At 46.5% G+C, this 25,611-nt stretch carries 24 protein-coding genes; 22 read left to right on the top strand and 2 right to left on the bottom strand.

Going from position 1 to position 25,611, the window contains the following annotated elements; all coding sequences use genetic code 11:
• The first annotated feature begins 2 nt into the window (after positions 1–2).
• From ACSYSL_RS02215 to ACSYSL_RS02160, 12 genes are all read left to right on the top strand, one after another.
• Positions 3–299 (top strand): GIY-YIG nuclease family protein, encoded by a 297-nt coding sequence (locus ACSYSL_RS02215; protein ID WP_010690690.1) that lies wholly within the window; start codon positions 3–5, stop codon positions 297–299.
• 54 nt (positions 300–353) lie between these two features.
• The gene (locus ACSYSL_RS02210; protein ID WP_010690692.1) at positions 354–563 is read left to right on the top strand and encodes a hypothetical protein; all 210 of its coding nucleotides are present in this window, start codon (positions 354–356) and stop codon (positions 561–563) included.
• 44 nt (positions 564–607) lie between these two features.
• Positions 608–1,435: an SPFH domain-containing protein gene (locus ACSYSL_RS02205; protein WP_029489768.1), complete on the top strand. Its 828-nt coding sequence runs from the start codon at positions 608–610 to the stop codon at positions 1,433–1,435.
• 196 nt (positions 1,436–1,631) lie between these two features.
• Positions 1,632–2,405 carry a 30S ribosomal protein S2 gene (gene rpsB / locus ACSYSL_RS02200; RefSeq protein WP_010690696.1) on the top strand — a complete coding sequence of 258 codons (774 nt, stop codon included), beginning with the start codon at positions 1,632–1,634 and terminating at the stop codon, positions 2,403–2,405.
• Positions 2,406–2,491: 86 nt separating this feature from the next.
• Positions 2,492–3,370: a translation elongation factor Ts gene (gene tsf, locus ACSYSL_RS02195; protein WP_010690698.1), complete on the top strand. Its 879-nt coding sequence runs from the start codon at positions 2,492–2,494 to the stop codon at positions 3,368–3,370.
• 91 nt (positions 3,371–3,461) lie between these two features.
• Entirely contained in the window at positions 3,462–4,187 is a 726-nt protein-coding gene (gene pyrH, locus ACSYSL_RS02190) for a UMP kinase (RefSeq protein WP_491708935.1), read from the top strand.
• A 2-nt stretch (positions 4,188–4,189) separates the two neighbouring features.
• The gene (gene frr, locus ACSYSL_RS02185; RefSeq protein ID WP_010690702.1) at positions 4,190–4,735 is read left to right on the top strand and encodes a ribosome recycling factor; all 546 of its coding nucleotides are present in this window, start codon (positions 4,190–4,192) and stop codon (positions 4,733–4,735) included.
• Positions 4,736–4,924: 189 nt separating this feature from the next.
• Entirely contained in the window at positions 4,925–6,415 is a 1,491-nt protein-coding gene (locus ACSYSL_RS02180) for a peptidoglycan amidohydrolase family protein (protein WP_491708934.1), read from the top strand.
• A gap of 254 nt (positions 6,416–6,669) precedes the next feature.
• Positions 6,670–8,085, top strand: coding sequence for a DUF2130 domain-containing protein (locus tag ACSYSL_RS02175; protein ID WP_491708933.1), 1,416 nt, complete (start codon positions 6,670–6,672; stop codon positions 8,083–8,085).
• Between the two features lie 10 nt (positions 8,086–8,095).
• Complete coding sequence (glyQ, locus tag ACSYSL_RS02170; RefSeq protein WP_491708932.1) at positions 8,096–9,043, top strand: glycine--tRNA ligase subunit alpha; 948 nt, start codon at positions 8,096–8,098, stop codon at positions 9,041–9,043.
• Positions 9,043–11,100 carry a glycine--tRNA ligase subunit beta gene (glyS, locus tag ACSYSL_RS02165; protein ID WP_491708931.1) on the top strand — a complete coding sequence of 686 codons (2,058 nt, stop codon included), beginning with the start codon at positions 9,043–9,045 and terminating at the stop codon, positions 11,098–11,100. Before glyQ ends, glyS begins: the two co-directional genes overlap by 1 nt.
• Before the next feature lie 186 nt (positions 11,101–11,286).
• Positions 11,287–12,489, top strand: coding sequence for an MrcB family domain-containing protein (locus tag ACSYSL_RS02160; protein ID WP_491708930.1), 1,203 nt, complete (start codon positions 11,287–11,289; stop codon positions 12,487–12,489).
• Between the two features lie 143 nt (positions 12,490–12,632).
• Here the strand turns inward: ACSYSL_RS02160 and ACSYSL_RS02155 are convergent, their stop codons facing one another.
• A complete protein-coding gene (locus ACSYSL_RS02155) occupies positions 12,633–14,591 on the bottom strand; it encodes a prolyl oligopeptidase family serine peptidase (RefSeq protein ID WP_491708929.1) in 1,959 nt (652 codons plus the stop codon).
• Between the two features lie 183 nt (positions 14,592–14,774).
• Here ACSYSL_RS02155 and lepA point away from each other — a divergent pair, with 183 nt between their 5' ends.
• The 10 genes from lepA (at position 14,775) to ACSYSL_RS02105 (ending at position 25,218) form a co-directional block, all read left to right on the top strand.
• A complete protein-coding gene (gene lepA / locus ACSYSL_RS02150; protein WP_491708928.1) occupies positions 14,775–16,628 on the top strand; it encodes a translation elongation factor 4 in 1,854 nt (617 codons plus the stop codon).
• A gap of 115 nt (positions 16,629–16,743) precedes the next feature.
• Positions 16,744–17,841, top strand: coding sequence for a zinc-binding alcohol dehydrogenase family protein (locus tag ACSYSL_RS02145; RefSeq protein WP_491708927.1), 1,098 nt, complete (start codon positions 16,744–16,746; stop codon positions 17,839–17,841).
• A 55-nt stretch (positions 17,842–17,896) separates the two neighbouring features.
• On the top strand, positions 17,897–18,790 hold the full coding sequence (prmA, locus tag ACSYSL_RS02140; protein ID WP_491708926.1) for a 50S ribosomal protein L11 methyltransferase: 894 nt from the start codon (positions 17,897–17,899) through the stop codon (positions 18,788–18,790).
• Between the two features lie 9 nt (positions 18,791–18,799).
• Positions 18,800–19,540, top strand: coding sequence for an RsmE family RNA methyltransferase (locus ACSYSL_RS02135; RefSeq protein WP_491708925.1), 741 nt, complete (start codon positions 18,800–18,802; stop codon positions 19,538–19,540).
• A gap of 97 nt (positions 19,541–19,637) precedes the next feature.
• Positions 19,638–20,021 carry a hypothetical protein gene (locus tag ACSYSL_RS02130; RefSeq protein WP_491708924.1) on the top strand — a complete coding sequence of 128 codons (384 nt, stop codon included), beginning with the start codon at positions 19,638–19,640 and terminating at the stop codon, positions 20,019–20,021.
• Between the two features lie 94 nt (positions 20,022–20,115).
• On the top strand, positions 20,116–21,741 hold the full coding sequence (locus ACSYSL_RS02125; protein ID WP_010691788.1) for an ABC-F family ATP-binding cassette domain-containing protein: 1,626 nt from the start codon (positions 20,116–20,118) through the stop codon (positions 21,739–21,741).
• Between the two features lie 51 nt (positions 21,742–21,792).
• A complete protein-coding gene (locus tag ACSYSL_RS02120) occupies positions 21,793–22,962 on the top strand; it encodes a hydroxymethylglutaryl-CoA synthase (protein WP_491708923.1) in 1,170 nt (389 codons plus the stop codon).
• Positions 22,963–23,078: 116 nt separating this feature from the next.
• Positions 23,079–23,522, top strand: coding sequence for a nucleoside 2-deoxyribosyltransferase (locus tag ACSYSL_RS02115; RefSeq protein ID WP_010691780.1), 444 nt, complete (start codon positions 23,079–23,081; stop codon positions 23,520–23,522).
• A 55-nt stretch (positions 23,523–23,577) separates the two neighbouring features.
• Positions 23,578–23,844 (top strand): ACT domain-containing protein, encoded by a 267-nt coding sequence (locus tag ACSYSL_RS02110; protein WP_187753685.1) that lies wholly within the window; start codon positions 23,578–23,580, stop codon positions 23,842–23,844.
• Positions 23,845–23,874: 30 nt separating this feature from the next.
• Positions 23,875–25,218 carry a PFL family protein gene (locus ACSYSL_RS02105; RefSeq protein ID WP_491708922.1) on the top strand — a complete coding sequence of 448 codons (1,344 nt, stop codon included), beginning with the start codon at positions 23,875–23,877 and terminating at the stop codon, positions 25,216–25,218.
• Between the two features lie 100 nt (positions 25,219–25,318).
• On the opposite strand, the gene ACSYSL_RS02100 is transcribed toward ACSYSL_RS02105, so the two are convergent.
• On the bottom strand, positions 25,319–25,567 hold the full coding sequence (locus ACSYSL_RS02100; RefSeq protein ID WP_010691777.1) for a hypothetical protein: 249 nt from the start codon (positions 25,565–25,567) through the stop codon (positions 25,319–25,321).
• Positions 25,568–25,611: the final 44 nt, after the last annotated feature.

The raw sequence follows: 25,611 nt of genomic DNA, 5'->3' as shown, positions 1-25,611 counted from the left end.
TTATGACGGACAAAAAAAGTAAAACCTATGATTTTTACGTACTCTACACGGCGGATGGCTATTTTTATGGTGGTTATTCTGACGATGCCATCCGTCGTTTTCACGTCCACGAATCCGGGAAGGGTGCGAAGTTCACCCGGGTAAAGTCACGGCACCCCCTGCAATTGATTTACTATGCGACTTTTGAAAGCAAGCACGATGCGATGCATGCGGAGGCGACTTTTAAAAGGCTAAGTCGTGAGAAAAAGGAAGTCTTTTTAGTCGAACGAGGGGTTCCGGCAACGGTATGGGAGAAATGAGTCGACGAGTTTGTGGAATTCTTGGTAAACTAATGGTGAGGGAGGAATTTGTGCATGCTTGCAAACTTTGAAAAACAAAACATTGTCGGTCAGGTACTGCCGGCAAGTTCCTTTGACTCGCGTGAGGGACTCGTTGAGGTCATCGGCAACTTTTATCACTACCGCTTGGTGGCTGGCCAAAACTGGCAACCGAATGCGGACTACCGGATAAAAGCAGCAGATGGCAACCAGCTGGTCGTCGAAAAAGTAGAAGCGAAAGGATAAACATGCTCGTAATTGTTTCGATTATTGTTATTATCATCTTGATTATGTTCACGTGTTTTCGGATTGTTCCCCAAAACACGGTGGGCCTTTTGGAAACGTTGGGGAAGTATTCATCGACCCGTTCAACTGGGTTGAACTTCCGCTTGCCCGTGATTCAAAAAATCAGGGTTGTGTCACTGGCTTTGCAACCTTTGAAGTTGGCAGGTTATTCCGTGATTACCAAGGATAACGCCGACATTGGTGCCACGGTCACCCTAAACTTCCACGTGACCGATCCAGTAAAGTATCTTTACGAAAACACGAATTCCATTGAGTCCATGCAGCAGTTGGTTCGTGGGCACCTTCGTGATATCATCGGACGAATGGAATTGAACGAAGCGCTTGGTTCAACGTCAAAAATTAACAAGGACTTGGCCGATGCCATTGGCGATTTAACAAACACCTATGGGATTAACGTTGATCGGATTAACATTGACGAGTTGAAGCCTTCAGCTGCCATCCAGTCATCCATGGATACGCAGTTAAAGGCGGATCGTGAACGAGTGGCTGCCATTTCACAAGCGGAAGGGGAGGCCAAGTCCATCGAATTACGGGCTAAGGCCAACAACGATGCCTTAGTGGCAACCGCAAAGGCCAATGCCGAAGCGACGAAAACCCGTGCCGATGCCGAAGCTTACCGGATTGATAAAGTACAAACGGCTCTAAAAAATGCCGACCAAAACTACTTTAATAACCAATCAATCAACGCCTTTGAAACCTTAGCTAGTTCCGACACAAACCTGATTGTTACTAACGGGAATGATTTGGACAAGACTGGTCAAAACGCGACTTTGGCAAAGTTACTAGCCAAAGAAATGAAGCAAGAAGATTAACGGAAACCCGCCAACAACATTGGCGGGCTTTTTTCTTAAAGAATTCCTGTAAAAAGCTTGTCAGATAGGTGACTATCCTGTAAACTAATAACCGTTGTGTGAGCAACAAAAATACACACGACCGAGGAGAACGCAGAGGTGCAGCAATGTTCATGCGAACCTTGAATCGGTCGGAGGATAACCTAGGAGGCCTATAATGGCAGTTATTTCAATGAAAGAACTCCTCGAAGCAGGAGTTCACTTCGGACACCAAACACGTCGTTGGAACCCAAAGATGGCACCATACATCTTTACGGAACGTAACGGCATCCACATCATCGACTTGCAAAAGACGGTGAAGATGGTTGATGAAGCCTACAACTTTATGCGTAACGCATCAGCTGATGGCGCAAACATCTTGTTTGTTGGAACGAAGAAGCAAGCTTCAGACGCAATCGCTGAAGAAGCAACGCGTGCCGGTCAATTCTACATCAACCACCGTTGGTTGGGTGGAACGTTGACCAACTGGAACACAATCAAGACTCGTGTCCGTCGTTTGAAGGACTTGAAGAAGATGGCCGAAGATGGCACTTTTGATCGTCTTCCAAAGAAGGAAGTTGTTTTGTTGAAGAAGCAACAAGCCAAGTTGGAAAAGTTCTTGGGTGGAATCGAAGACATGCAGGACTTGCCTGACGTGCTCTTCGTTGTTGACCCTAAGAAGGAAGAAATCGCTGTTAAGGAAGCCAACATGCTCAACATCCCTGTTGTTGCCATGATTGACACGAACGCCAACCCAGATGTTGTTGACGTGAAGATTCCTGCAAACGACGATGCAATCCGTGCCATCCGTTTGATTACGTCAAAGATGGCTGACGCTGTGATCGAAGGCCGTCAAGGTCAAGACCAAGCAGCTGAAGATGCTTTCATCGAAGGCGACGAAAACACAGAATCAATTGAAGAAATCACTGAAATTGTTGAAAAGAACAACTAAGCGATTTGTTATCTGATTTGCCGTTCCGGTGGACCTGCTTGGGACGCTGGTACGGCATTTTTATTTGAAAAAAGGAGCACACATTTATGGCTGTTACAGCAAAGATGGTTAAGGAATTACGTGACAAGACGTCTGTTGGAATGATGGATGCCAAGAAGGCTTTGGTTGAAGCTGAAGGTGACATCGAAAAGGCAATCGACTTGTTGCGTGAAAAGGGAATGGCAAAGGCCGCTAAGAAGGGTGACCGTGTCGCTGCTGAAGGAATGACTTATGTCATGGAAGAAGGCAACAAGGCAGCCATCATCGAATTGAACTCTGAAACGGATTTCGTTGCCGGTAACAAGGAATTTAACGACTTGTTGGCTGCTGTGACGAAGATCATTTTGGAAGCACAACCAAAGGATGTTGAAGCTGCTTTGGCTTTGCCTGGCGAAGATGGTCGTACGGTTAACGACATGATCATCAACGTTTCCCAGATTACTGGTGAAAAGATTACGTTGCGTCGTTTTGAAACGATGGAAAAGAACGATGACCAAGTCTTTGGTGCCTACTCACACATGGGTGGTTCAATCTCTGCCTTGGCATTGTTTGATGGTACGAACGCTGAAGCTGCTCGTGACATCGCCATGCACATTGCGGCCATTGCACCACAATACGTTTCCGATGCAGATGTTCCTGCCGAAGTTGTGTCAAAGGAAAAGGAAGTTCAATTGGCTTCTGAAGACTTGAACGGTAAGCCTGACAACATCAAGGAAAAGATGGTTGAAGGCCGTATCAAGAAGTTCTTGGCTGAAATCTCATTGTTGGACCAACCATTTGTGAAGAACGGTGACCAAAAGGTTGCTCAGTATGCAAAGGAAAACGGTTTGACGGTCAAGGAATTCGTTCGCTACCAAGTTGGTGAAGGAATCGAAAAGCAACAAACAAACTTGGCTGATGAAGTTGCCAAGCAAATCGGTCAATAAGACCAAACAAAAAGTGTCCGTTTTGGGCACTTTTTTTGAGGACGGAAGGCCAATCCTTTGCTATAATGGATGGTAAGAAAAAGGAGACACCATGACTGAAAAGAAATACAAACGTGTTCTAATGAAGTTGTCCGGGGAAGCCTTGGCGGGTTCAAAGGGACAGGGCATCGATTTGGAGACAGTTTCGTCCATTGCCAACGAGATTAAAGCCGTTCACGACATGGGAACGGAAATTGCCATCGTTGTTGGTGGTGGTAACTTGTGGCGTGGCGAACCGGCTTCTAAGGTTGGAATGGAACGTTCACGAGCAGACTATACCGGAATGCTTGGGACGACCATGAACGCCTTGGTTTTGCAGGATGCCTTGGAACGTGCTGGTGTGCAGACTCGTGTCCAAACAGCCATTACGATGCAACAAATTGCAGAACCATACATTCGTGGTCGTGCGATTCGTCATCTTGAAAAAGGACGCATTGTTATCTTTGCTGCTGGAATTGGTTCACCATACTTTTCAACGGATACAACGGCTGCACTTCGTGCAAACGAAACCAATGCCGATGCCATTTTGATGGCAAAGAACGGTGTCGATGGTGTCTACGATGCTGATCCAAAGACAAACCCAGAAGCTAAGAAATTCAGTCATTTGACTCATTTGGATATTATCCAAAAGGGATTGAAGGTGATGGACGCTACGGCTTCAACGATGTCCATGGATAATAACATGCCACTGGTTGTCTTTAATTTGAACCAACCTGGCAACATTCAAAAGGTGATTGCCGGTGAGAATATCGGAACCACTGTAACGGGAGAAGAATAAACATGGCGATTGATTTTAATCAAGCAACTGAAAAGATGAAGGGGGCGCAAGACGCGCTTCGTCGTGAATTGGGTGAAATCCGTACTGGCCGTGCCAACCCACGTATTTTGGACCGTGTGCAGGTTGAATATTACGGTGCCATGGTGCCATTAAACCAGGTGGCCTCTATTTCAGTACCAGAAGCGCGTTTGCTGTTGATCACACCTTTTGATAAGGGCGCTTTGGAAGCAATCGTGACGGCGATTAACGTTTCAGATTTGGGCTTGAACCCAGCTTCTGATGGGAATATCGTTCGTTTGGCTATCCCGCAAATGACGGAAGAGCGACGGAAGGAATTGGTTAAGGAAGTTAAGGCCGAAGCTGAAAAGTCCAAGGTTGCGGTTCGTAACGTTCGTCGTGATGCAATGGACGCCATCAAGAAGGACAAGGAACTAACGGAAGACCAAGTTCACGAATCAGAAGACAAGGTTCAGAAGTTAACGGATGACAACATCAAGGCAATTGACGAGATTGCTGAAGATAAGGAAAAAGAATTGATGACGATTTAATTTCCGAAAAAAAGATGGATTCTATCCATCTTTTTTTAGTTGTTTTAATTATTAAAATAACGTAAAAGCCATTAAGACTGGCAAAAGTAGTTGTTGAATTTAGCCGATTTCTTCTGTTTGTGTTATATTTATTCTTGAAAGTATCTTTAATGGATACAAAGAATGACAAGGAAAAGTAGGCATTTTCTTATGACAAATAAAAATAATCTAAATGGGAAAGCCTGGTTTGGTCTGGCAGTTGCCGCTACTAGTCTTTCTGCTTTTAACCAACAACAAGCTTCGGCCGATGACAACACGAATCAAAATGGGGAAGTCGCCAATCAACAGAGTCAACGTGATGCAGCACTAGCTAAGTTTGCTGCTGAACACACCTCCGGCTATGTTTACTCACCAGAAGTTTCCACTGAAAACGGTGGTTACAACTGGTTTGAAGACGGCCAACTTTTTACTGGTTTTCGCTTTCACGCAGGTAGTTACTACTGGTTCGTGAACGGTGTTCGGCAAAATGCAGGTTGGCGTGAAGCCTGGGGAAATAAGTACTACACGGATAATGATGGTCGTGCTGTGCAAGGAAAGCAGACAATCAATGGTCAGGTGTTCGACTTTGGTGATGACGACACCTTCTATTTGCGTACCTCAGGCTATCTTTACGATGGCTCGGACCAAAATGGTGGTTACCGTTGGTATGAAAATGGCCAACTCTTTACGGGTTTCCGTTATTACACAGGCACTTACTATTGGTTTGTTGATGGCGTTCGGCAAAACGCTGGTTGGCGTGAAGCCTGGGGTCATAAATACTACACGGATGCCGATGGCCGAGCCGTCCAAGGCATTCAAACCATTGACGGCAAGCAGTATAACTTTGGTGATGACAACACTTTCTACCTCCGCGAAGACGCTTCTTACACGGTTGATGGCAAAGTCTATCACACTGATCAAAATGGTCAATCCGTACCCTGGACAGGTTACATCTACGATGGTTCATCCCAAAACGGTGGTTACCGTTGGTACGAAGATGGAAAGCTCTACACCGGCTTCCGTTACTATACCGGCACATATTACTGGTTCATCGACGGTGTTCGACAAAACGCTGGCTGGCGACAAGCTTGGGGTCTGACTTATTATACGGATAACGATGGTCGTGCTGTTCAAGGTTCGCAATACATTGATGGCCAGTGGTATTTCTTCGGTGATGACGGTACTTACTACCGTCGTTTTGCCTCGAGTGAAGTGGCCAATTGGTTCTATAAAAATTACGGTAAAATTACCTACTCCATGTATGGTTCTCGTACTGGATCTGACGGCACGGCGGACTGTTCCGGGGCCATGGTTCAGGCGCTCGTTGAGGCCGGAGCCACGAAGCCAGCCTATATCTACAACACGGACAGTATTCATGACTACTTAAAGGCGAATGGCTACCAGTTAGTAGCAGAAAATACCAAAGTCAATAAAGAGGTCGGCGACATTGTGGTCTGGGGTAAGCGCGGTAATTCAGGTGGTGCAAACGGACACATCATGGTGATTAATCAAGCTGACAACAGCAATGGTTCTGGTGCTCGCGAAATTTCGGTTGATTACTGGACCAACGGTGGTTATAATTCCGCGGTTTCCGAACATGATTATAATTACTATGCTGCGGCAAATGATTATCCATACTTCTACGTTTATCGTCATGCCTAAGTAAAAGGGATGCTAACATTTGATTGGTTAGTATCCTTTTTTACTTGCCTTTTTTTCTTTAAAATAGCATAATATGGGTAAGCAACTTGATTGCAATGACCCGGTTTGGCACCCGGTGAGTGATGAAGGAAAACGAAAGTGTCAGGGTAAAAATACCCTGGAAATCAGGTGGAACCGCGCGCAAGCGTCCTGATGTCAAGAAAATTTGGCATTGGACCGTTTGGCGCGGTTTTTTGTCGCATAAAGGAGGGACGATGGCAAAGAAGCTAAAGTACAGTGTCAAGTCTGAGACGGTCTTGGAACTTCAAGAAGCTGGTCAGGTCGGCGACCTGATTGATCTGAAGGATAAGCAAGAAGTCGATACGAATACACTCTCCAGGGCACTTCAAGACAGTCTCGATGAGCGATTGAAAAAAGAGAAGGATGACTGGGAAAAGAGTCATGCGGCTCTCCTTGATTCGAAATTAGCGGAAGAAAAGCAGCGAGCCAGTTTGACTTTGGAAAAGGAAAAACAGGCGGTTGCCGAGAAGACACGGCAAGAGCAGAGTAAGCTGCAAGAGGAATTAGCCGAGCTAAAGGCAGCGTTGAAGAGTCAACAGGCGCAGCAAAGAAACCAGCAGGAGCTAGCACTTTCAAAGCAGCGGGAAGAACTGGTTCAAAAGCAGGCCACTGAAAAGGAACAACTGCAAAAGGAACTGCAGGACGTTCAAGCGCAACTGCAAAGGGATTTAGCTGAACAAAAGGAAAAGGCAAATCAGGAAAAGCAAGCGCTTGAAAAGCAAAAGCTGGCACTCGAAAATCAGGTACAGAACCAAGACCGTGACAAAGAGTTGGCATTGGCTCAAACCAAATCGGAGTATGAGGTTCAACTGAAAGCGGCAGAAGAAAAGGTTGAGTTCTGGAAGGATTTTAAAGCCAAGCAGTCCACCAAAGAAATTGGGGAGTCACTCGAAGTCTACGCTCATCAAGAGTTCAATAAGATTCGGCCCTACGCCTTTCCAAACGCCTACTTTGAAAAGGATAACGAAGTTTCGAAGCAAACAGGTTCGAAGGGAGACTTTATCTTCCGCGATTACGATGATGGCATTGAGTTTATTTCCATCATGTTTGACATGAAAAACGAAGCGGACACAACCGAGAAAAAGCACAAGAACGCCGATTTTTTCAAGGAACTTGATAAGGATCGTCGTGAAAAAGAGACAGAATATGCTGTCTTGGTTTCCTTACTTGAAAGCGATAATGACTACTATAACACCGGGATTGTGCAAGTACCGGATTACCCAAAGATGTACGTCATTCGACCGCAGTTCTTTGTGCATTTCATTGGGTTGTTACGAAACGCTGCTTTAGATTCTGTTCAGTATAAGAAACAGCTGGAAGAGGCGAAGGAGCAAAACGTCGATATTACCAATTTCGAGGATAATATCAGCACTTTTAAGGACAAGTTTGCTAAGAACTACCTGTCATACTCAAACAACTTCCAGCAGGCAATCGATGAAATTGATAAAGCCATTCGGCGGATGGAGGAGGTCAAGAAGAAGTTGACGACCTCCGAAAACCAGCTGCGCTTGGCTAACAATAAGCTGGATGATCTTTCCGTCAAGAAATTGACCCGTGGTAATCCAACCATGAAAGCTAAGTTTGACGAATTAAAAAAAGAAAAGGATTAACGAAGTAATTATGACTGATAAAAAACTTTCATTACAGGATATTATCCTGACTTTGCAAGAATTCTGGGCAGCAAAGGGTGCTAACCTCATGCAGGCCTATGATAATGAAGTGGGTGCCGGAACGCAAAGTCCGTACACATTCTTACGTGCTAATGGTCCGGAGCCATGGGCGGCTGCCTATGTACAACCATCTCGTCGCCCCGCCGATGGCCGTTATGGGGATAATCCCAACCGACTCTTCCAACACCACCAGTTCCAAGTGGTGATGAAGCCTTCACCTGACAACATTCAGGAACTTTACCTGGCTTCCTTGGAAGCCTTGGGAATTGATCCCTTGGAACACGATATTCGTTTTGTGGAAGATAACTGGGAAAACCCTTCAATGGGAGCCGCCGGTATCGGTTGGGAAGTCTGGTTAGACGGTATGGAAGTGACGCAGTTTACTTACTTCCAACAAGTTGGTGGGATTGAGGTTGATTCAGTTACCTCAGAAATCACTTACGGTTTGGAACGTTTAGCTTCTTATATCCAAGACGTTCCAACGGTTTACGACCTCGAATGGGGACACGGTGTCTTGTATGGTGACATCTTTAAGGAACCGGAATACGAACACTCAAAGTATGCCTTTGAGGAATCAAACCAAGAAATGTTGCTCCGCCATTTCGATGATTACGAAGCCGAAGCCAAGCACTGCTTGGAACTCGGACTTGTGCACCCAGCCTATGACTACATTCTCAAGTCATCGCACACTTTCAACCTTTTGGACGCTCGTGGAACGGTTTCCGTAACGGAGCGTGCTGGTTACCTGCACCGTATCCGGACGATGGCCCGTCAGGTTTCCAAAGTCTTTATTGAGGAACGAGCAAAGCTCGGTTTCCCACTGTTGAAGGATGATGCACTGCGTGAAAAGTACCTTGGTGAAAAGGGAAAGTACGCGAAGAAGGAGGACCAGGACTAATGGCAGACTATATTTTAGAAATTGGATTGGAAGAGATGCCCGCACACTTGGTAACCTCTTCTGAAAAGCAGTTGGTCAAGCGCGTAAAGGACTTTTTGGACGAACATCGTCTAGCTGTTCAAGAAATTAAGCCTTTTTCAACACCACGTCGGTTGGCCGTTGAACTCTCTGGACTAGCGGATGGATCAGAATCCGTTTCCGAAGTAAAACGTGGACCGGCCGTTGACCGGGCCAAGGATGATGAAGGAAACTGGTCAAAGGCGGCGCAGGGCTTTGCCCGCGGCCAGGGCACAACCCCAGAAGCACTGACCGAAAAGGATGGTTACCTCTGGGCTAAAAAGGAGATTCCTGGCGTGCCCGCCAAGGAAATCTTGTCTAAGATTGGTCAAGAAGTGGTTGAGCAAATGACTTTTACCACTTACATGAAGTGGGGTAACCATTCCTTTCACTACATCCGTCCGATTCGTTGGCTGGTTTCAATTTTGGATAACGAAGTGGTGCCATTTTCGGTGCTTGATGTCAAAGCCGGACAGACAACACGCGGTCACCGTTTCTTGTCAACGGACCACGTGGTCATACCAGCCGCAAAGGATTATGAACAGACGTTAATGGATGCCTTCGTGATGGCCGATGCCGGCAAGCGAAAGGCAACCATTAAAGACCAATTGACCACCATTGCCAAAGATCACGACTGGCAGTTGGATTTGCAATCCGAGATGGCCAAGGACCTTCTAGAAGAAGTTAACAACATCGTTGAATGGCCAACGGCCTTCTCCGGTGACTTTGATAAGAAGTACCTGGCATTGCCAAAGGAAGTCTTGATTACTTCCATGCGTGACCACCAGCGCTTCTTCTTCGTCACGAACAAGGAGGGTGACCTCTTGCCACACTTCCTTTCCGTTCGTAATGGAAACGCCGACCACATTGAAAACGTGGCTCGTGGAAACGAAAAAGTCTTGGTTGCTCGTTTGGAAGATGCGGCCTTCTTCTACAAGGAGGACCAAGAAAAGTCCATCAACGACTACATGGACCGTGTTAAGAAGTTGGTCTTCCACGAGAAGATCGGAACGGTATACGAGCACATGGAACGTGTTCAGGGCTTGTCTGCACAGTTGGCACAGGCCTTGGGCTTGTCAAAGGACGAGCAAGCGGACTTGAACCGGGCAGCCCAAATTTACAAGTTTGATTTGATGACGGGAATGGTCGGTGAGTTCGACGAACTCCAGGGTGTCATGGGTGAACATTACGCCAAGCTCTTTGGGGAAAACGATGCCGTTGCCAAAGCCATTTACGAGCACTACCTGCCAACCTCTGCCGATGGGGCAGTTGCGCAAACGAAGGTCGGTGCCGTTTTGGCCATCGCCGACAAGCTTGATTCCATCGTGACGTTCTTTGCCCACGACATGATGCCTTCAGGGGCCAATGACCCTTACGGTTTGCGCCGTGCAGCCACAGGGGTTGTTCGGACTTTGGAAGCCTTTGACTGGCACTTCAACCTCTTGGACATTCTGACGAGCTTTAAGCAAAAGAACGGTCAAGTTGCTGATGCAAACTTGGACCTTGTTTTGGCCTTCTTAACGGACCGTGTCCGCAAGCAAGCACTTGATGCCGGTATCCGTAAGGATATCGTTTCTGCTGGAACAGCAAACGTTGTCATCGGCGATTACGTCTATGTCGCTGACCGGACCAAAGTCTTGGCTGCCCATTCAACGGATGCGAACTTCCGTGACGTGATGGAGTCCCTGTCACGTGTCACTCGCTTGGCTAAGAAGGTGCCCGTCATGACACCGGTTAACCCAAGCTTGTTGGCCAACAATCAGGAAAAAGCCTTGTACGAAGATACTAAGAATCTATCCTTGCAAGCTCTGAAAGCCCAAGGTGCCGAAGCCCTCTATGAAGTTTTGGCCGCCTTGCAGGCACCAATCGCTGCCTACTTCGATAACACCATGGTGAATGATGATGATGAAACCATCAAAAACAACCGTTACGCCCAATTGGGTGCCATCAAAACCTTAATTGATGGTCTGGGTGATATTGAGGAAATTGTGATTAAGTAATTTTATCTATCTGTGAAAAAAGTCGGACTCGAAAGAGTCCGACTTTTTGTTGATCAAAATATGAAGCAACTAATAAAATAGACTAATCAAAATGGGGTATCCCTGGTCAATTAATCAACTTCTTTTATTCTAGAATTCATTATTTGTTATACAATAATTCTAGAAAAGTATAAGAGGAAGCAGAAGATGAACATACACGATACGCTGGAAACGGTATTTAATAATTATTTGGCAGAAAAGGAGAAGCCGTTTAAGGCCAACTGGTTAGCAGCAACTTTGCGGCAAGGATTTGATGCAGATGAGTTGTTCTTTAATGCAGATAACGTAAAGATATATGGATCAGGTGGAACAGGCCTGTGGGCAGCAGCCCCTTGGATTGCAGTTTGTGATACCGATATTACGAAATCAGTTCAACGTGGCTTCTTCGTGGTTTATCTCTTCTCTGAAGATATGAAACGTGTTTATCTTTCACTTAACCAAGGCTGGACCTTCTGGGAAAAAGAATTTAAAAATGAAACGATTGATATGACTGCTGAAGAAAAAGCAAGGACAGTTGCTTTGTATTTTCAAAATGAATTATCAATCAGAAATACTGCGCTTCCAATGAAGCTTTCATCAGATGACTCGAAACACAACAACCTGGCCTTTGGTTATGAGGCGGGAGAGATCTATAGTATTGAATATGACGCCAATCAACTTCCCACAAATACCGAACTTGTGAAAGATATTGAGTTGATGTGGTCAAAGCTCATGAGTGTTAAGGCCATGATGCAAGACACGAAGGATCTTGAAAAAAGCGCGACCTATATTTTAAATTACCAATGCACTACCACTTATACGGATAATGCTGAAGAAGCTGAAGCGATCACGGACAAGCTGGAGCACGCGTCACTTATTGAAAAGGAGCGCCCTACCCTCCGGGAAAAGTTAAAGCCTACAAAGAATAAGAAGAGAACAGTACGAAAGATAGATTACCTAGCAGAACAAGAAAGAAACCAAAAGTTAGGTTTGAGCGGTGAGAAGTTAGTTCTTGAGTATGAAAAAGAACGGCTCGTTAATTATCCTGAGTTACAAGATAAGGTGAAGCGTGTTTCAAAAGAAGGGGACGGAGATGGTTACGATATCTTTTCCTTTAATTTCGACGGTAGTCCGCTCTATATTGAGGTGAAGACCACGAATCATGGGGCAACGACTCCTTTCTTTATGAGTCAAAACGAGTATGCGTTTGCGTTGGAAAACAAAGAGGACTACGTTATTTATCGACTTTATCGGTTCACAGATCTTGCAAAGAAAAATATTGACCAAGTCAAGTTCTACAAGATTCAAGGACAAAATATTGAACATGAACTTAATCTCACACCTGCAGCTTATCAAGTAAATTTGAAATAATTGTTCTAATTGACCGTAAAGGTCTTTTTTATTTGACCTCATTGTTAATGAGACCGACCCATCAAAAAAATGATTTGAGTATGAAAAAAGCCTTCATCAATTTGATGAGGGCTTTTTGACTGTTTGTGGTCAAGTCAATCTGATTAAAACTTCTTAAACCAATCCACAATGTCTTGCATCCGCTGGACACGGAGGGAAGGCTTTCCGTTACGCGAGAAGCCGTGGAAAGACTTGGGGTAACGGATATAGTCACATTCAGTCCCTGTACGCTTAATGGCGGTGAAGAGCGCTTCACTTTGGCTAGGAGGACAGCGTCGGTCAGCTTCACCGTGTTGAATACGGACTGGCGTGGTGATTTTGTCGGCATAGGCCAAGGGCGACTTTTCCCAGTAGAGTTGATAAGCCTTATCCTTGTAAAGGTCGGCACCGAGTTCCATGGTGACGAAGGGAACGCCAATGTCAGAATTGTGGTAGAGGTTGAACCAGTCGATGGCGGGGCGCTGCACAATGGCTGCCTGGAAGCGGTCGGTATGACCAATGATCCAGGTTGATAAGAAGCCACCGTAAGAACCGCCGGCGACGAAGACTTTGTCTGGGTTGATTCCCTTAAAGTGGGTGAGGGCGTAGTCCACAGCGGTCATAACATCGGCATAGTCGTTTTCGCCATAATGGCCCATGACATCGGTGGCAAAGTCTTCTCCATAGGATGTCGAACCACGAGGGTTAACATAGAGCACGTTGAAGCCTTCTCCAGCAAGTGCTTGGAACTCCTGAAAGAAGGTGTTGGCGAAGGCAGCGTGTGGGCCACCGTGAATGTAGAGAATGAGTGGTGCGGTGTCATTGTTCGTCTGTGCCTTGGTAAACCACCCCTGAACCTCGGCTTTGCCATCCGCCGTTTTGTAGTAGAAGGATTCGGTTGGGGCATACTGGTGCGTTGATTCATAGTCGGCGTTTGGATTGGCTAGTACCCGTTCGGCTTTTGTTTCAATGTTCAGGGCCCGAATTTCGCCGGCTTTTTCGGCTGTCGAATGAACGAAAACAATGTTTTGGTTATCAATCATGGCAAAGTCAACAATGTGGCGGTCGGCTTCATGAACCTTTTCTGTGGTATTTTCTTGGGCGTGATATCGATAGAGCTGGCTATGGCCATGGTGAACGGCTGTATAGAGATAGGTATCGTTATCCACCCAGAAACCGGAGACATGGCTAGGGTTCTGGGTCCAATCGTCTGCAATTGGATTACCATAACCAACGTTGACCTGTTCGTCTTGTGCCGGTTTTGTCAGTTCGTTGCTCTTGGTGTCATAGACATAGAGCTGGTTAACCGTCGCTGAATAGGCGTGGTAATCCGAACCGATGATGGCCATCCGACTTTGGTCAGGCGAAAAGGCGGCATCGGTGAAAACACCGTTGGGGATGCTTGCAGTTACCCAGGTGGTTTGATCCGTCTGGCGGTTGTATGCGTAAACGGCCTGACTGGTATCAAATTTGTCGGTCCAGTCGGGGTGCTCAGCCGCAAGGTAGGCAACCTCTTGGGTGTCGGCTGAAACGTCCTGTAGGTGAAAGTCATGGGAAAAACTCTTAATTAGTTTTGTTTCACCGGTTTCGGAATCAAAGCTCTTCAATTCGTATACGTTTTCAGTTGGTAACCAGCCAATCCCGTCGGCCTTGTTTTGAACTTTGGTGAGATGCCGGGGCGTTAAACCTTGGTCTTTTTCTTCATCTTTTTCCGGACTGAGTGTGACTTTTAAGAAAGCTAACGTTCCATCTGGACTAAAACGTAGGTCGTCGACAGAGCCGTTTTCCTTTGTGACTGGTGTGGCAACACCGCCGTCCACAGGCATTTTCATCAGCTGGTAGTGGCCCTGATTATCTTGATGGCGGTAGTAAAGGCTGTTGCCAACAACGATGGGTTGCAGATTCTTTCCACCGTTGGTGTAGGGCTGAACTGTACCATTTTCTTCAATTGCCAAGATGTTTGCTTGGTAGTCGTTTTTTTCTTTATTCATCTGGGTTTGAACAAAGAAGGTACGGTCGGGCGTCCCAAAAGGCTGACTGAAACTTTTGAGCTTGTAGAGATCGGTGATTTGGATAGCTGTCATGTCGTTACTCGCTTTCTTCTTGAATTCTTTGTCCTATTTTAACAAAGTAACGGCGTTTTATGTGAAAATAATGAGAGAAATTCAAGGATGATTAAAATCCATACTTCCGCCGTAAGCTCTTTTTTTGACGGCCTTTTTCGTGTAAAATAAAAAGGACTAAAACTCTTTAAAAAGCAGGTAAACATGGCTGATTTTACAATTGACCAATTAAAAGAACGACAGAAGCGTATTCGTAATTTTTCGATTGTGGCCCATATCGACCATGGGAAGTCCACGATTGCTGATCGAATTTTGGAACAGACGCAAACGGTTGCCGAACGCGATATGCAAAATCAGTTGTTGGATACCATGGAACTCGAACGTGAACGTGGAATTACCATCAAGTTGAATGCCGTTGAGGTGAACTACAAGGCCAATGATGAGCAGGAATATATTTTCCACTTAATTGATACGCCGGGACACGTCGACTTTTCATACGAAGTGTCGCGTTCGTTGGCCGCTGCCGAAGGGGCCATTTTGGTTGTGGATGCGGCACAGGGGGTCGAGGCGCAAACTTTGGCTAACGTTTATTTGGCCATTGATAACGACTTGGAAATCCTGCCGGTCTTAAACAAAATTGATTTGCCATCAGCCGATGTTCCAAAGGTTAAAAAAGAAATTGAAGACATGATTGGACTGGATGCTGAAGATGCTGTCTTGGTCTCAGCCAAAAAGGGCATTGGGATTCCCGAACTGTTGGAACGAATTGTTTCTGACTTTCCCGCACCTGATGGAGACCTGGATGCCCCCTTACGTGCGTTGATTTTTGATTCACAATATGACCCTTACCGTGGGGTTGTGATTAACCTTCGTGTTCGCGAAGGGGTGGTTAAGCCCGGCGATAAGGTACGCATGATGAATACCGGTGCGGAGTACGAAGTAACCGAGGTCGGAGTGATGTCGCCAAACGCCCAAAAGCGTAATTATCTGATGGCGGGGGATGTTGGCTATCTGACAGCTGCCATTAAGGATATTTCGACGACGCATTCTGGGGATACGGTGACCTTGGTCAATAATCCGGCAAGTGAACCGCTTCCCGGTTATAAGCCTATGACGCCAATGGTGTACTCTGGACTTTATCCAGCTGATAACGCCAAGTACGGTGATTTACGTGAGGCCTTGGAAAAGTTGCAACTAAACGATGCGGCTTTGACCTTTGAACCGGAAACGTCACAGGCATTGGGCTTTGGTTTCCGTGTTGGTTTCCTTGGGCTGTTGCACATGGACGTCATTCAGGAACGACTCGAGCGAGAGTTCGATTTGGACCTCGTGACGACGGCGCCTTCCGTGACTTATAAAGTCGAAACGGTGGACGGCGAGACTTTGATGATAGAAAACCCATCAGAGTTACCCGAATCGCAAAACATTCGTCAGATTGAAGAGCCCTATGTGCACGCCCAGATTATGGTGCCAAACGATTATGTCGGTGCCGTCATGGAGTTGGCACAACGGAAGCGTGGTGAATTTGACACCATGGAATACCTTGATGATAGCCGGGTGAACGTGAAGTATTACCTGCCATTGTCTGAAATTATCTTTAATTTCTTCGACAAGTTGAAGTCCTCAACCCGCGGTTTCGCGTCGTTGGACTATGAACTGTCTGGCTATCGAGCAGCTGATTTGGTCAAGATTGATATTCTGTTGAATGGGGACCGAGTGGATGCTTTGTCCTTTATCGTTCATCGCGACTTTGCTGCTGAGCGTGGTCGAATCATTACGTCAAAGTTAAAGGAAATTATTCCTCGGCAGAACTTTGAAATTCCAGTACAGGCTGCCATTGGTAACAAGATTTTGGCCCGAACGAACATCAAGGCTTATCGTAAGGACGTCACATCGAAGATTCACACGGGGGATCCCGACCGTCGTGCCAAGCTCTTGAACAAGCAGAAGCGAGGTAAGGCCCGAATGAAGGATGTTGGAACGGTTTCCGTTCCACAAGAAGCCTTCATGGCAGTTTTGAAGACGGAAGATGATGAAAAGTACGCCAAAGGAAACTAAGCGGATTGCTGGCAACGTGAGCAAACGGCGTTGACTTTGGCAAAAGGAAAACAAGAAAGACTGGGAACTGGGTTAAAATTGACCAATCTGGATGAATATTTTAAAGGAGTGAACCATGCCTTTTAAAAATGTTATGAATACAATAATGGGTGGCTTTCACCAAAAGATGCGAGCTGTTGGGATTACCCACGTAAGTCCACTTTCTGATGAGGAATCATTTAGTGAACGAACACTACCCGTACCAGACCCGAAGAGCAATGAGCTACTCGTTCAGGTTTTGGCCACCTCAGTGAACCCGGTCGACGTTAAAATGCGGTCGGGTTATAAGGAAAAGGGCGACTTCCGCATTTTCGGTTTGGATGTCGTTGGCCGTGTCGTGGCAATGGGGCAGGATGTAAGCGGCTTTACCATTGGTGACCGCGTCTACTACGCTGGTAAGCAGCAAAAGCAGGGCGCTGATGCTGAGTATCAAGTGATTGATTACCAAATGGTCGCCAAGGCCCCCGAGAGCTTGTCGGACAGTGAGGCCGCTGCGATGCCTTTGACGGCGATTACGGCCCATGATATTTTGCACCATGGCTTTAGTCTTCCAGTGGAAAAAGACGCGGCCAAGGGACAGTCGTTGCTTGTGATCAACGGAGCCGGCGGTGTTGGTTCAATCTTGATTCAACTAGCTAAATACACGGGCTTAACGGTCATTGCGACGGCTGGTCAAAAGGAATCAACGCAATGGGTGCGGCAAATGGGAGCCGACTTTGTCGTTAATTATCATGACGATTTGCCAACACAACTGGCTGATGCTGGTTTCCACCAGGTTGATTACATTGCTAATCTACAAGACACCATGACCTATTGGGACGCCATGGTGCAGTTGATTCGTCCTTACGGTCGGATTGCGGCCATTGTGGGATCGACTTTGCCATTGGAATTGGGGGAGTTGAAACCTAAGTCCGCTAGTTTTACCTGGGTCTTCATGTTGGCTCGCGGTAATAACGACCTCTTTTTGTCCGAACAGGGACAAATGCTGCAACAAATGGCGACGCTCTTTGATCAGGGCGTTCTCCATTCAACGGTGACGAAGGTGTACGCTGGCTTATCAGTCAATAACGTTCGTTTGGCCTTCCAAGACGTGGCCAGTCACCATAGTCTGGGCAAAGTCGTTATCGATGTGGCAACGGATGGTGTAGAAGCTAAAGAAAGAAACAAAGACTAGGATGCAAAACGAAGAAGGGACAGTTGGTCCCTTTTTTCAGTCAAGGAGGACCTTAATGGCCACGTATCAAGAAGTTACTTGGAAAGTGCCGGCGGAGTTACAGGATTTTGTTGTCTCCGTGTTAATTGATTTAGGTGCCGATGGGGTACAACAGGACGAGCAAAAGCTGACGATTTACGAGGATCAGAGTAAAGAAGGTTGGCAGGAGCGTGTACAGGCCTACCAAATTGGCTTACGGTTATTGGAAGAGCAGGGCTTGGCTGTTCAATCAAAGCCAGTGGTCAATGAAGCGCTGTCGTCGACGACTTTTGAAAACGAATGGAAGAATTATTACCATGCCAGTCGGGTAACTAATCGTTTCACGGTGGTGCCCAAATGGGAAGAATATCAACCAGAACAAGCGAGCGAACAACTGATTGTCATGGATCCAGACCAAGCCTTCGGGACTGGTACGCACCCAACGACGGCACTGATGTTGCAAGCCTTGGAAACGGTCGTTCGCGGTGGTGAAAAAACCATTGATGTGGGGACTGGGTCTGGCGTTCTGGCCGTGGCCGCCAAGTACCTTGGCGTTGGTGAGTTATTGGCAACCGATATCGATGCGGCGGCGGTCCAAACGGCTGAGGAAAATTTGGCACTCAATCCAGTGGCAAAAGATGTTCAAGTGGTTGCCTCGGATTTGATGCAAGACGTTCCAACCGACTTTATTAATACCGGCATCGATTTGGTGTTGGCGAATATTTTAGCGGACGTCATTTTGCCTTTAATTCCGCAAGTTCGTCAGGTCATCAAAAAGGGCGGCTTGTTCTTGGTTTCTGGGATTTATGACGATGTCGAAGAGGCGATTGAACAAGCGCTGCAAGACGCCGGTTTCGCGATTGAACAAAAGATGCAGTCCGCCACTTGGCACGCCTTCATTTGCCGGTTGCCAGAAGACGTGATGGCCTAGGAGAAACAGATGCACCGATATTTCTTAGATGAACCAATTGAACAAGTCATTCATTTGAATAAAAACCAGCCGGTTTTCCATCATTTGGTCCGAGTGCGCCGTGCCAAAGTCGGAACGAAGGCTGAATTTGTGGATAGTAACCAGCGATTAGTGATTGCTGAATTAACGACTTTGTCAGGCGATGAAGCCGAGGTAACGGTACTCGAAGAGAAAGAGCAGTCGGTCGAACTACCGGTTGATGTGACCCTCATTGTTTCACCGGTCAAAAACGACCGAACGGACTGGTTTGTTCAAAAGGCGACGGAATTGGGCGTTAACCGAATTGTTTTAACCAAGATGGCGCGGACGGTCGTGGATTGGGGCAAGCAGCAGGAAAAAAAGCTGGCACGACTACAAAAAATCGCTTTGAACGCTGCCGAACAATCGCACCGGCTCGTGGTTCCTGACATTCTCTTTATGTCCTATGAGGACGCTTTGCAAACTGACAAAGACCTGGGCTTAGTCGCCTGGGAAGAATCAGCGAAGGAAGGGGAGAAGGCGACGCTTTTAAAAGTCGCTGAGTTGGCCCAAGCCGGTCAGCGATTGGCGGTTCTATTTGGTCCGGAAGGTGGTCTTTCGGAAGTGGAAGTGGCGCAACTCCAACAGGAGGGCTTTCAGCCGGCAGGGCTTGGTCCGCGAATTCTTCGGGCAGAAACGGCACCATTGTATACACTGAGTGCGTTATCCGTGGTTTGGGAGTTAGCAGATTAACTGTTGATTTCATGATTTGCTTGCCCCGTCAGTTGAAAGCACATATAATGGAGAACGAATAAACAAGAGTAAACGGGGACAGTTGATGCAAATGAACATGAACAAGTTATTTCGAAATAAGGTAGGGAATTGGCTGTTGGGGCTTCTCGTTGTGACGCTCGTTCTGCCTTTCATTGCTTCCTATTTTGATTGGTCAACCCTGACAAAGGTCACTTTTGTGTACTTTTTTCTAAATGGTGGCTTTGCATTAGCCTTTGGCTACGCCATTCGTAAACGCGGCTTTCGCTTTTACTATGTCTTTGTCCAGCCATTGGTTTTTGCTCTTTTGTCAAATTGGTTCTTTAGTTTAGTTAACGACACTTATGGCTATTATTTGGCCTTTTTGTATCTGGTACTCACTTTCTTTACCTATTTGGCAAACACGAGTGATGATCCTGACGAAAACGAGCTACCCGTCGATGGTGGCTACCGCGATATTTAATGATTCGATTGAGAAAAGCGCCCAATTAAGGGCGCTTTTCTGTTAGACTATTATAAGGTTAATATCACATTTATTGAATACGGAGGGAAACACCGTGATTACAGTTTCAGATATGTCTTTTTCATTTTCTGGTAAGAAGCTCTATCAGGACGTGAACTTAAAATTAGTTCCGGGCCACACTTATGGCATTATCGGTGCCAATGGTGCTGGTAAGTCGACTTTTCTAAAGCTCTTGCAGGGTGAGTTGGAACCAACCGAGGGCTCGATTAACATTACTGCGGGTTCTCGTATGTCGTCCTTGCAACAGGACCACTTTGCCTTTGATGAATATACGGTATTGGATACTGTCATTCAGGGGCACAAGCGCCTTCACGAAGTGAAGACGGAGATGGATGCCATTTATGCAAAGCCCGATTTTTCGGATGAAGATGGTGTTCGCGTCGGAGACTTGTCAGCCGAATTCGAAGAGTTGGATGGTTGGAATGCCGAAGCGGAAGCAGCTCAGCTGCTCACGAAACTGGGCATCGATGAATCCATGCACTACACGTTGATGGGCGAGTTGACTGAAAACGACAAGGTGAAGGTGCTGTTGGCACAAGCTTTGTTTGGCAATCCAGACATTCTGGTTCTTGATGAGCCGACTAACGGATTGGACGTGCAAACCATTGCCTGGTTAGAGAACTTCCTAGCTGACTTTGAAAACCTGGTTATTGTTGTTTCCCACGATCGACACTTCTTGAACGTGGTTTCAACAAACATCCTGGATGTTGACTATGGCAAGATTACGCCATTCGTTGGAAACTATGACTTTTGGCGTGAGTCTGCTGAGCTGGCCCAACGTTTGGCTTCACAGCAAAACGCCAAGAAGGAAGAGCAAATTAAGCAGTTGCAAGAATTCGTGGCCCGTTTTTCTGCTAACGCGTCGAAGTCCAAGCAAGCCACGGCTCGTAAGAAGCAGCTGGATAAGATTACTTTGGATGATATCAAGCCTTCATCACGTAAGTATCCTTACATTTCTTTCCCAATTAACCGAGAAATGGGAAACGATTTGGTTAAAGTCGAAGGCATTTCAAAGTCCATCGATGGCGAAAAAGTCTTGGACAACATCAGCTTTACCGGCCGTCCTGGTGATAAGATTGCCATTTTGTCCCGTTCGGATTTGGCCACGACGACCTTGATGCAAATTCTTGCCGGTACAATGGAACCGGATACTGGTTCGGTTACCTGGGGTGTGACGACGTCCCAGTCCTACCTTGCTAAAGATTTGAATGACAACTTTGATGATCAGGAAAAGGTCATCTTGGATTGGTTGCGCGACTTTGCCGAAGAAGAACAAAAGGACAACACCTCGCTGCGCGGTATGCTTGGTCAAATGCTCTTCAAGGGTGACGATGCCTTGAAGCAAATCAAGGTATTATCCGGAGGTGAGAAGGTCCGCATCGTCTTAGCCAAGTTGATGCTTTTGAAGGCCAATGTCTTGCTACTGGATGACCCAACGAACCACTTGGATTTGGAATCCATCCAGTCGTTGAACGAAGCCGTAACAGCCTTCAAGGGCTCCGTCATCATGACGTCACACGATCACGAATTCTTGGAAACGACGGCTAACCACATTGTTGAAGTTTCGAACAAGGGCGTGGTGGATCGTTTGGATACCACTTATGATGAATTTATATCTTCTGATGCTATCCAAGCAAAGGTTAAAGCACTTTACGATTAAAAAATACGGCAAGGGCTCATGAGCCCTTTTTGTATTGAAAGGATTGTTAAAATGACTGTTGGAATCGAACAAATGACGTTTTATACGCCAGGCTTTTCGCTCGACATGGTTGAGTTAGCGAAAGCCCGGGGAGAAGAACCCGATAAGTACACAATCGGTATCGGGCAAAGTCAACAGTCCGTTTTACCAAACTATGAAGACGTGGTGACGATGGGGGTCAATGCGGCAGCGACTTTGTTAAAAACGGTTTCAACCGCTGACATCGAGATGCTCCTCTTTGGAACGGAATCGGGCGTCGATAATTCCAAGTCGGCTGCTATCTTTGCGAAAAATTTTCTCGGTCTAAAGGATGACATCCGGGCGATTGAGGTCAAACAGGCCTGTTACGGCGGTACTTTTGCCCTGATGCAGGCGAAAGACTTTGTTTCGCTTCATCCCGATAAAAAAGTCCTGGTGATTGCGGCGGACGTCGCGCGTTATGGCTTACACACACCGGGCGAAGTTACCCAGGGAGCTGGGGCGGTGGCCATGCTGATTTCGACTGATCCAAAGATTGCGGAAATTAACGATGACAGCGTTTATATGGTGCAAGACGAACCTGACTTTTGGCGACCAATTGACTCTGGCATTGCCCTAGTGGATGGTCATCAGTCAACCGATGTTTATAAGGACATGTTTTTGGCTCTTTGGCAACGCTATAAAGTACAAAACCAGCGTTCTTTGTCCGATTTTGCCGGTTTTGCTTTCCATTTGCCCTATACCAAGATGGGGAAGAAAGCCCTCGAACAAATCCTGCCAGAAGTGGATGAGGAGCGACAAGTGGCATTACGAAAGCGATTGACGGAATCCCAGTACTACAACCGTTTGGTGGGAAATCTTTACACTGGTTCCTTGTATCTATCGCTTTTGTCTCTCTTGGACCGTTCGGAGGAGCTGGCAGCCGGTGATCGGATTGGACTCTTCTCCTTTGGCTCTGGTGCCGAAGCGGAACTCTTCTCCCTAACGTTGACGATTGGCTATCAGAAAGTGTTGTCGCAGCAGAATGTCCAAGAAATGCTGGATAAGCGGCGACAGTTATCGCTTTTTGAATACGAAACCATGTTTACAAGTCAGCTCTTTGATTCAAGTGAGGATGTCCGATCAGAAGCACCTGGTCAGACGGGTCGTTGTGAGTTTCTGGGCTGGCAGGGGCATTACCGTCAGTACCAATACAAAAAATAGGGTAAGTAAAAAAGTCGGGTTTGCCGACTTTTTTGTTACAATTTTTTGCGAAAGTCATCGCCTTGACATCGTTTTTTTTGATAAACTAGTTTCAAGACAGAAAGAAGGAGTTTATCATGGCAAAACGAGTTTATCTAGCTGGTCCCTTTTTTTCAAAAACGCAGGTCGCACAGGTCGAGCGTTTGGAAAAAGTGTTAGCTGAACATCCCCAAATCGGTGATGTTTTCTCTCCACGTAAGCATCAACACGAGGAGTACGAAATGTTTTCACCGGAATGGCAGAAGGTGACTTACGCTTCAGACGTTCAGGCAATTGATGATTGCGATTTGGTTGTTGCCTTGTCTGACTTTGACGGTGCCGATGCTGATTCTGGAACGGCCTGGGAATTAGGCTATGCCTATGCCAAGAAAATCCCGGTGATTGTCATTAAAGAAGACGACGTAACGTTGAACCTCATGATTGCCCAGGCGTTAACGGCTTATTTGCACTCAGTCGAAGACGTGGCCGACTATGACTTTGAAAAACTCGAAAAAATTCCTTACGATGGAGCAGTCGTCTAATCAAACGACCTGTTTGCTACCCATTAATTACATACGACCGAAAGGCGGAGAAAGAATGAAAGCTGTTGTAACCGTTGTTGGACAAGATAAGGCCGGAATCGTGGCCGGAATTGCCACTGAGCTAGCTACCCATGGCGTGAATATTTTGGATTTATCCCAGACAATTATGTCGTCAACCTTCACAATGTCCATGTTGGTGGAAATTGCGGGTGAGGATTCCTTTAACGAAATTCACGCTGCTTTGAAGGAAAAGGGAACGGCCATGGGCGTGTCAGTTCACGTTCAGCGAGAAGAAATTTTTGACGCAATGGCCCATATCTAAGTCGGCGAAGCAAACTAAAGGATAACTGTCATGGAAACGACGCAAATTGAAGAAACCATTAAGATGGTCGAAGAGGACAATTTTGATATTCGAACGGTGACGATGGGGATTTCTCTCCTTGACACTGTCGGCGGATCTGTCCAAGAAACGGCTCAAAACATTTACAAAAAAATTACCACTTACGCTAAAGATTTAGTGGCGGTTGCCGAACAAATTGAACGTGAGTACGGTGTGCCCATCACGAATAAGCGAATTTCGGTCACGCCAATTTCCTTGGTGGCTGGTTCTGCTAACGAGGAAGAGATTTTGCTCCTTGCGCACGCACTTGACGATGCAGCTAAGACCGTTGGTGTTGATTATGTTGGTGGCTACTCAGCCCTTGTTCAAAAAGGCTTTTCACACGGGGACTTGGCGTTAATCAAGTCGTTGCCAAGGGCTTTGACTGAAACGGATTTGGTCATGTCATCGGTGAACATTGGTTCTTCTAAGGCTGGAATGAACCTTGATGCGGTAAAGTTGATGGGCGAAACGGTCAAGAAGACTACCGACCTTTCGGATACAGCTAACGCTAAAATGGTTATTTTTGCCAATGCCGTGGAAGACAATCCCTTCATGGCTGGTGCCTTTCATGGTGTAACGGAACCAGATGTTGTGATTAATGTTGGGGTTTCAGGTCCCGGTGTTGTTAAGCGTGCCTTGGATAAAGTCAAGGGACAGTCCATTACAACGGTGGCCGAAACCATCAAGAAGACGGCTTTCAAGATTACTCGAGTTGGCCAATTGGTTGGTTCCTTAGCCGCCGAACGCCTCGGGGTTGAATTTGGCATCGTTGATCTTTCCTTGGCGCCAACACCGGCCCGTGGGGATTCGGTTGCCGAAGTCTTGGAAGCCATTGGATTGGAACAAGTTGGTGCGCATGGTACTACGGCTGCATTGATGCTTCTAAACGATGCCGTTAAGAAGGGTGGCGTGATGGCTGCTCAGGGTGTTGGTGGCTTGTCTGGTGCTTTCATTCCAGTTTCCGAAGATGCCGGCATGATTGACGCCGTGAAGGCCGGAACACTTTCGTTAGCGAAATTGGAAGCGATGACTTCCGTTTGTTCGGTTGGGTTGGATATGATTGCTATTCCTGGTGAAACACCAGCCACGACCATTTCTGCGATGATTGCGGATGAAGCAGCCATTGGTATTCAAAACAATAAGACTACGGCTGTTCGTATTTTGCCAACAAACGGTACCAAGGTCGGCGACATGGTTGACTATGGTGGTTTACTTGGTACTGCACCGGTTATGCCCGTGGTGGAAAAGTCTTCTGCTGCATTTATCAACCGTGGGGGACACGTACCAGCGCCAATTCATTCCTTTAAGAACTAAATAGTGACTATAAAAAACGATTCGTTTATCTTAAACGAATCGTTTTTATTTGTATATGAATTTGCAAATAAAAAAGCCCCGATAAAGGGGCTTTGTAATCTTAATGACGGCGTGTGGCACGTGAACCATAAGCGTAACGATCGTTTGCCGCAATCACGCGCTTTGTGAGCAAGTCATCTGCTTGGTGATGCTTCGCTTCGTATTGCCGGCCAGCTTCAAGAGCAACACGTTTGTCACGGTTGTTTAGGATATTGTCACGAAAACGGAGGAAGAAGGCAGAAAACTTAACCCGCTTCATTTCGAGATTGTGACGCAAGTAGTCCGTGTTTGAATTCATTGGTAAGTTCATGTTTTTGCCTCCTAGCACTTGTTAAACTATGTTCACTATACCGC

The organism is Fructobacillus sp. ESL1129 (assembly GCF_058507945.1).
This window is presented reverse-complemented; position numbering and strand designations above follow the sequence as displayed.

Bases quoted from the DNA above. Each gene is read 5' to 3' on its own strand.
- ACSYSL_RS02215 (WP_010690690.1), top strand. From the start codon at position 3: ATGACGGACAAAAAAAGTAAAACCTATGATTTTTACGTACTCTACACG.
- ACSYSL_RS02210 (WP_010690692.1), top strand. From the start codon at position 354: ATGCTTGCAAACTTTGAAAAACAAAACATTGTCGGTCAGGTACTGCCG.
- ACSYSL_RS02205 (WP_029489768.1), top strand. From the start codon at position 608: ATGTTCACGTGTTTTCGGATTGTTCCCCAAAACACGGTGGGCCTTTTG.
- rpsB (WP_010690696.1), top strand. From the start codon at position 1,632: ATGGCAGTTATTTCAATGAAAGAACTCCTCGAAGCAGGAGTTCACTTC.
- tsf (WP_010690698.1), top strand. From the start codon at position 2,492: ATGGCTGTTACAGCAAAGATGGTTAAGGAATTACGTGACAAGACGTCT.
- pyrH (WP_491708935.1), top strand. From the start codon at position 3,462: ATGACTGAAAAGAAATACAAACGTGTTCTAATGAAGTTGTCCGGGGAA.
- frr (WP_010690702.1), top strand. From the start codon at position 4,190: ATGGCGATTGATTTTAATCAAGCAACTGAAAAGATGAAGGGGGCGCAA.
- ACSYSL_RS02180 (WP_491708934.1), top strand. From the start codon at position 4,925: ATGACAAATAAAAATAATCTAAATGGGAAAGCCTGGTTTGGTCTGGCA.
- ACSYSL_RS02175 (WP_491708933.1), top strand. From the start codon at position 6,670: ATGGCAAAGAAGCTAAAGTACAGTGTCAAGTCTGAGACGGTCTTGGAA.
- glyQ (WP_491708932.1), top strand. From the start codon at position 8,096: ATGACTGATAAAAAACTTTCATTACAGGATATTATCCTGACTTTGCAA.
- glyS (WP_491708931.1), top strand. From the start codon at position 9,043: ATGGCAGACTATATTTTAGAAATTGGATTGGAAGAGATGCCCGCACAC.
- ACSYSL_RS02160 (WP_491708930.1), top strand. From the start codon at position 11,287: ATGAACATACACGATACGCTGGAAACGGTATTTAATAATTATTTGGCA.
- ACSYSL_RS02155 (WP_491708929.1), bottom strand. From the start codon at position 14,591: ATGACAGCTATCCAAATCACCGATCTCTACAAGCTCAAAAGTTTCAGT.
- lepA (WP_491708928.1), top strand. From the start codon at position 14,775: ATGGCTGATTTTACAATTGACCAATTAAAAGAACGACAGAAGCGTATT.
- ACSYSL_RS02145 (WP_491708927.1), top strand. From the start codon at position 16,744: ATGCCTTTTAAAAATGTTATGAATACAATAATGGGTGGCTTTCACCAA.
- prmA (WP_491708926.1), top strand. From the start codon at position 17,897: ATGGCCACGTATCAAGAAGTTACTTGGAAAGTGCCGGCGGAGTTACAG.
- ACSYSL_RS02135 (WP_491708925.1), top strand. From the start codon at position 18,800: ATGCACCGATATTTCTTAGATGAACCAATTGAACAAGTCATTCATTTG.
- ACSYSL_RS02130 (WP_491708924.1), top strand. From the start codon at position 19,638: ATGAACAAGTTATTTCGAAATAAGGTAGGGAATTGGCTGTTGGGGCTT.
- ACSYSL_RS02120 (WP_491708923.1), top strand. From the start codon at position 21,793: ATGACTGTTGGAATCGAACAAATGACGTTTTATACGCCAGGCTTTTCG.
- ACSYSL_RS02115 (WP_010691780.1), top strand. From the start codon at position 23,079: ATGGCAAAACGAGTTTATCTAGCTGGTCCCTTTTTTTCAAAAACGCAG.
- ACSYSL_RS02110 (WP_187753685.1), top strand. From the start codon at position 23,578: ATGAAAGCTGTTGTAACCGTTGTTGGACAAGATAAGGCCGGAATCGTG.
- ACSYSL_RS02105 (WP_491708922.1), top strand. From the start codon at position 23,875: ATGGAAACGACGCAAATTGAAGAAACCATTAAGATGGTCGAAGAGGAC.
- ACSYSL_RS02100 (WP_010691777.1), bottom strand. From the start codon at position 25,567: ATGAACTTACCAATGAATTCAAACACGGACTACTTGCGTCACAATCTC.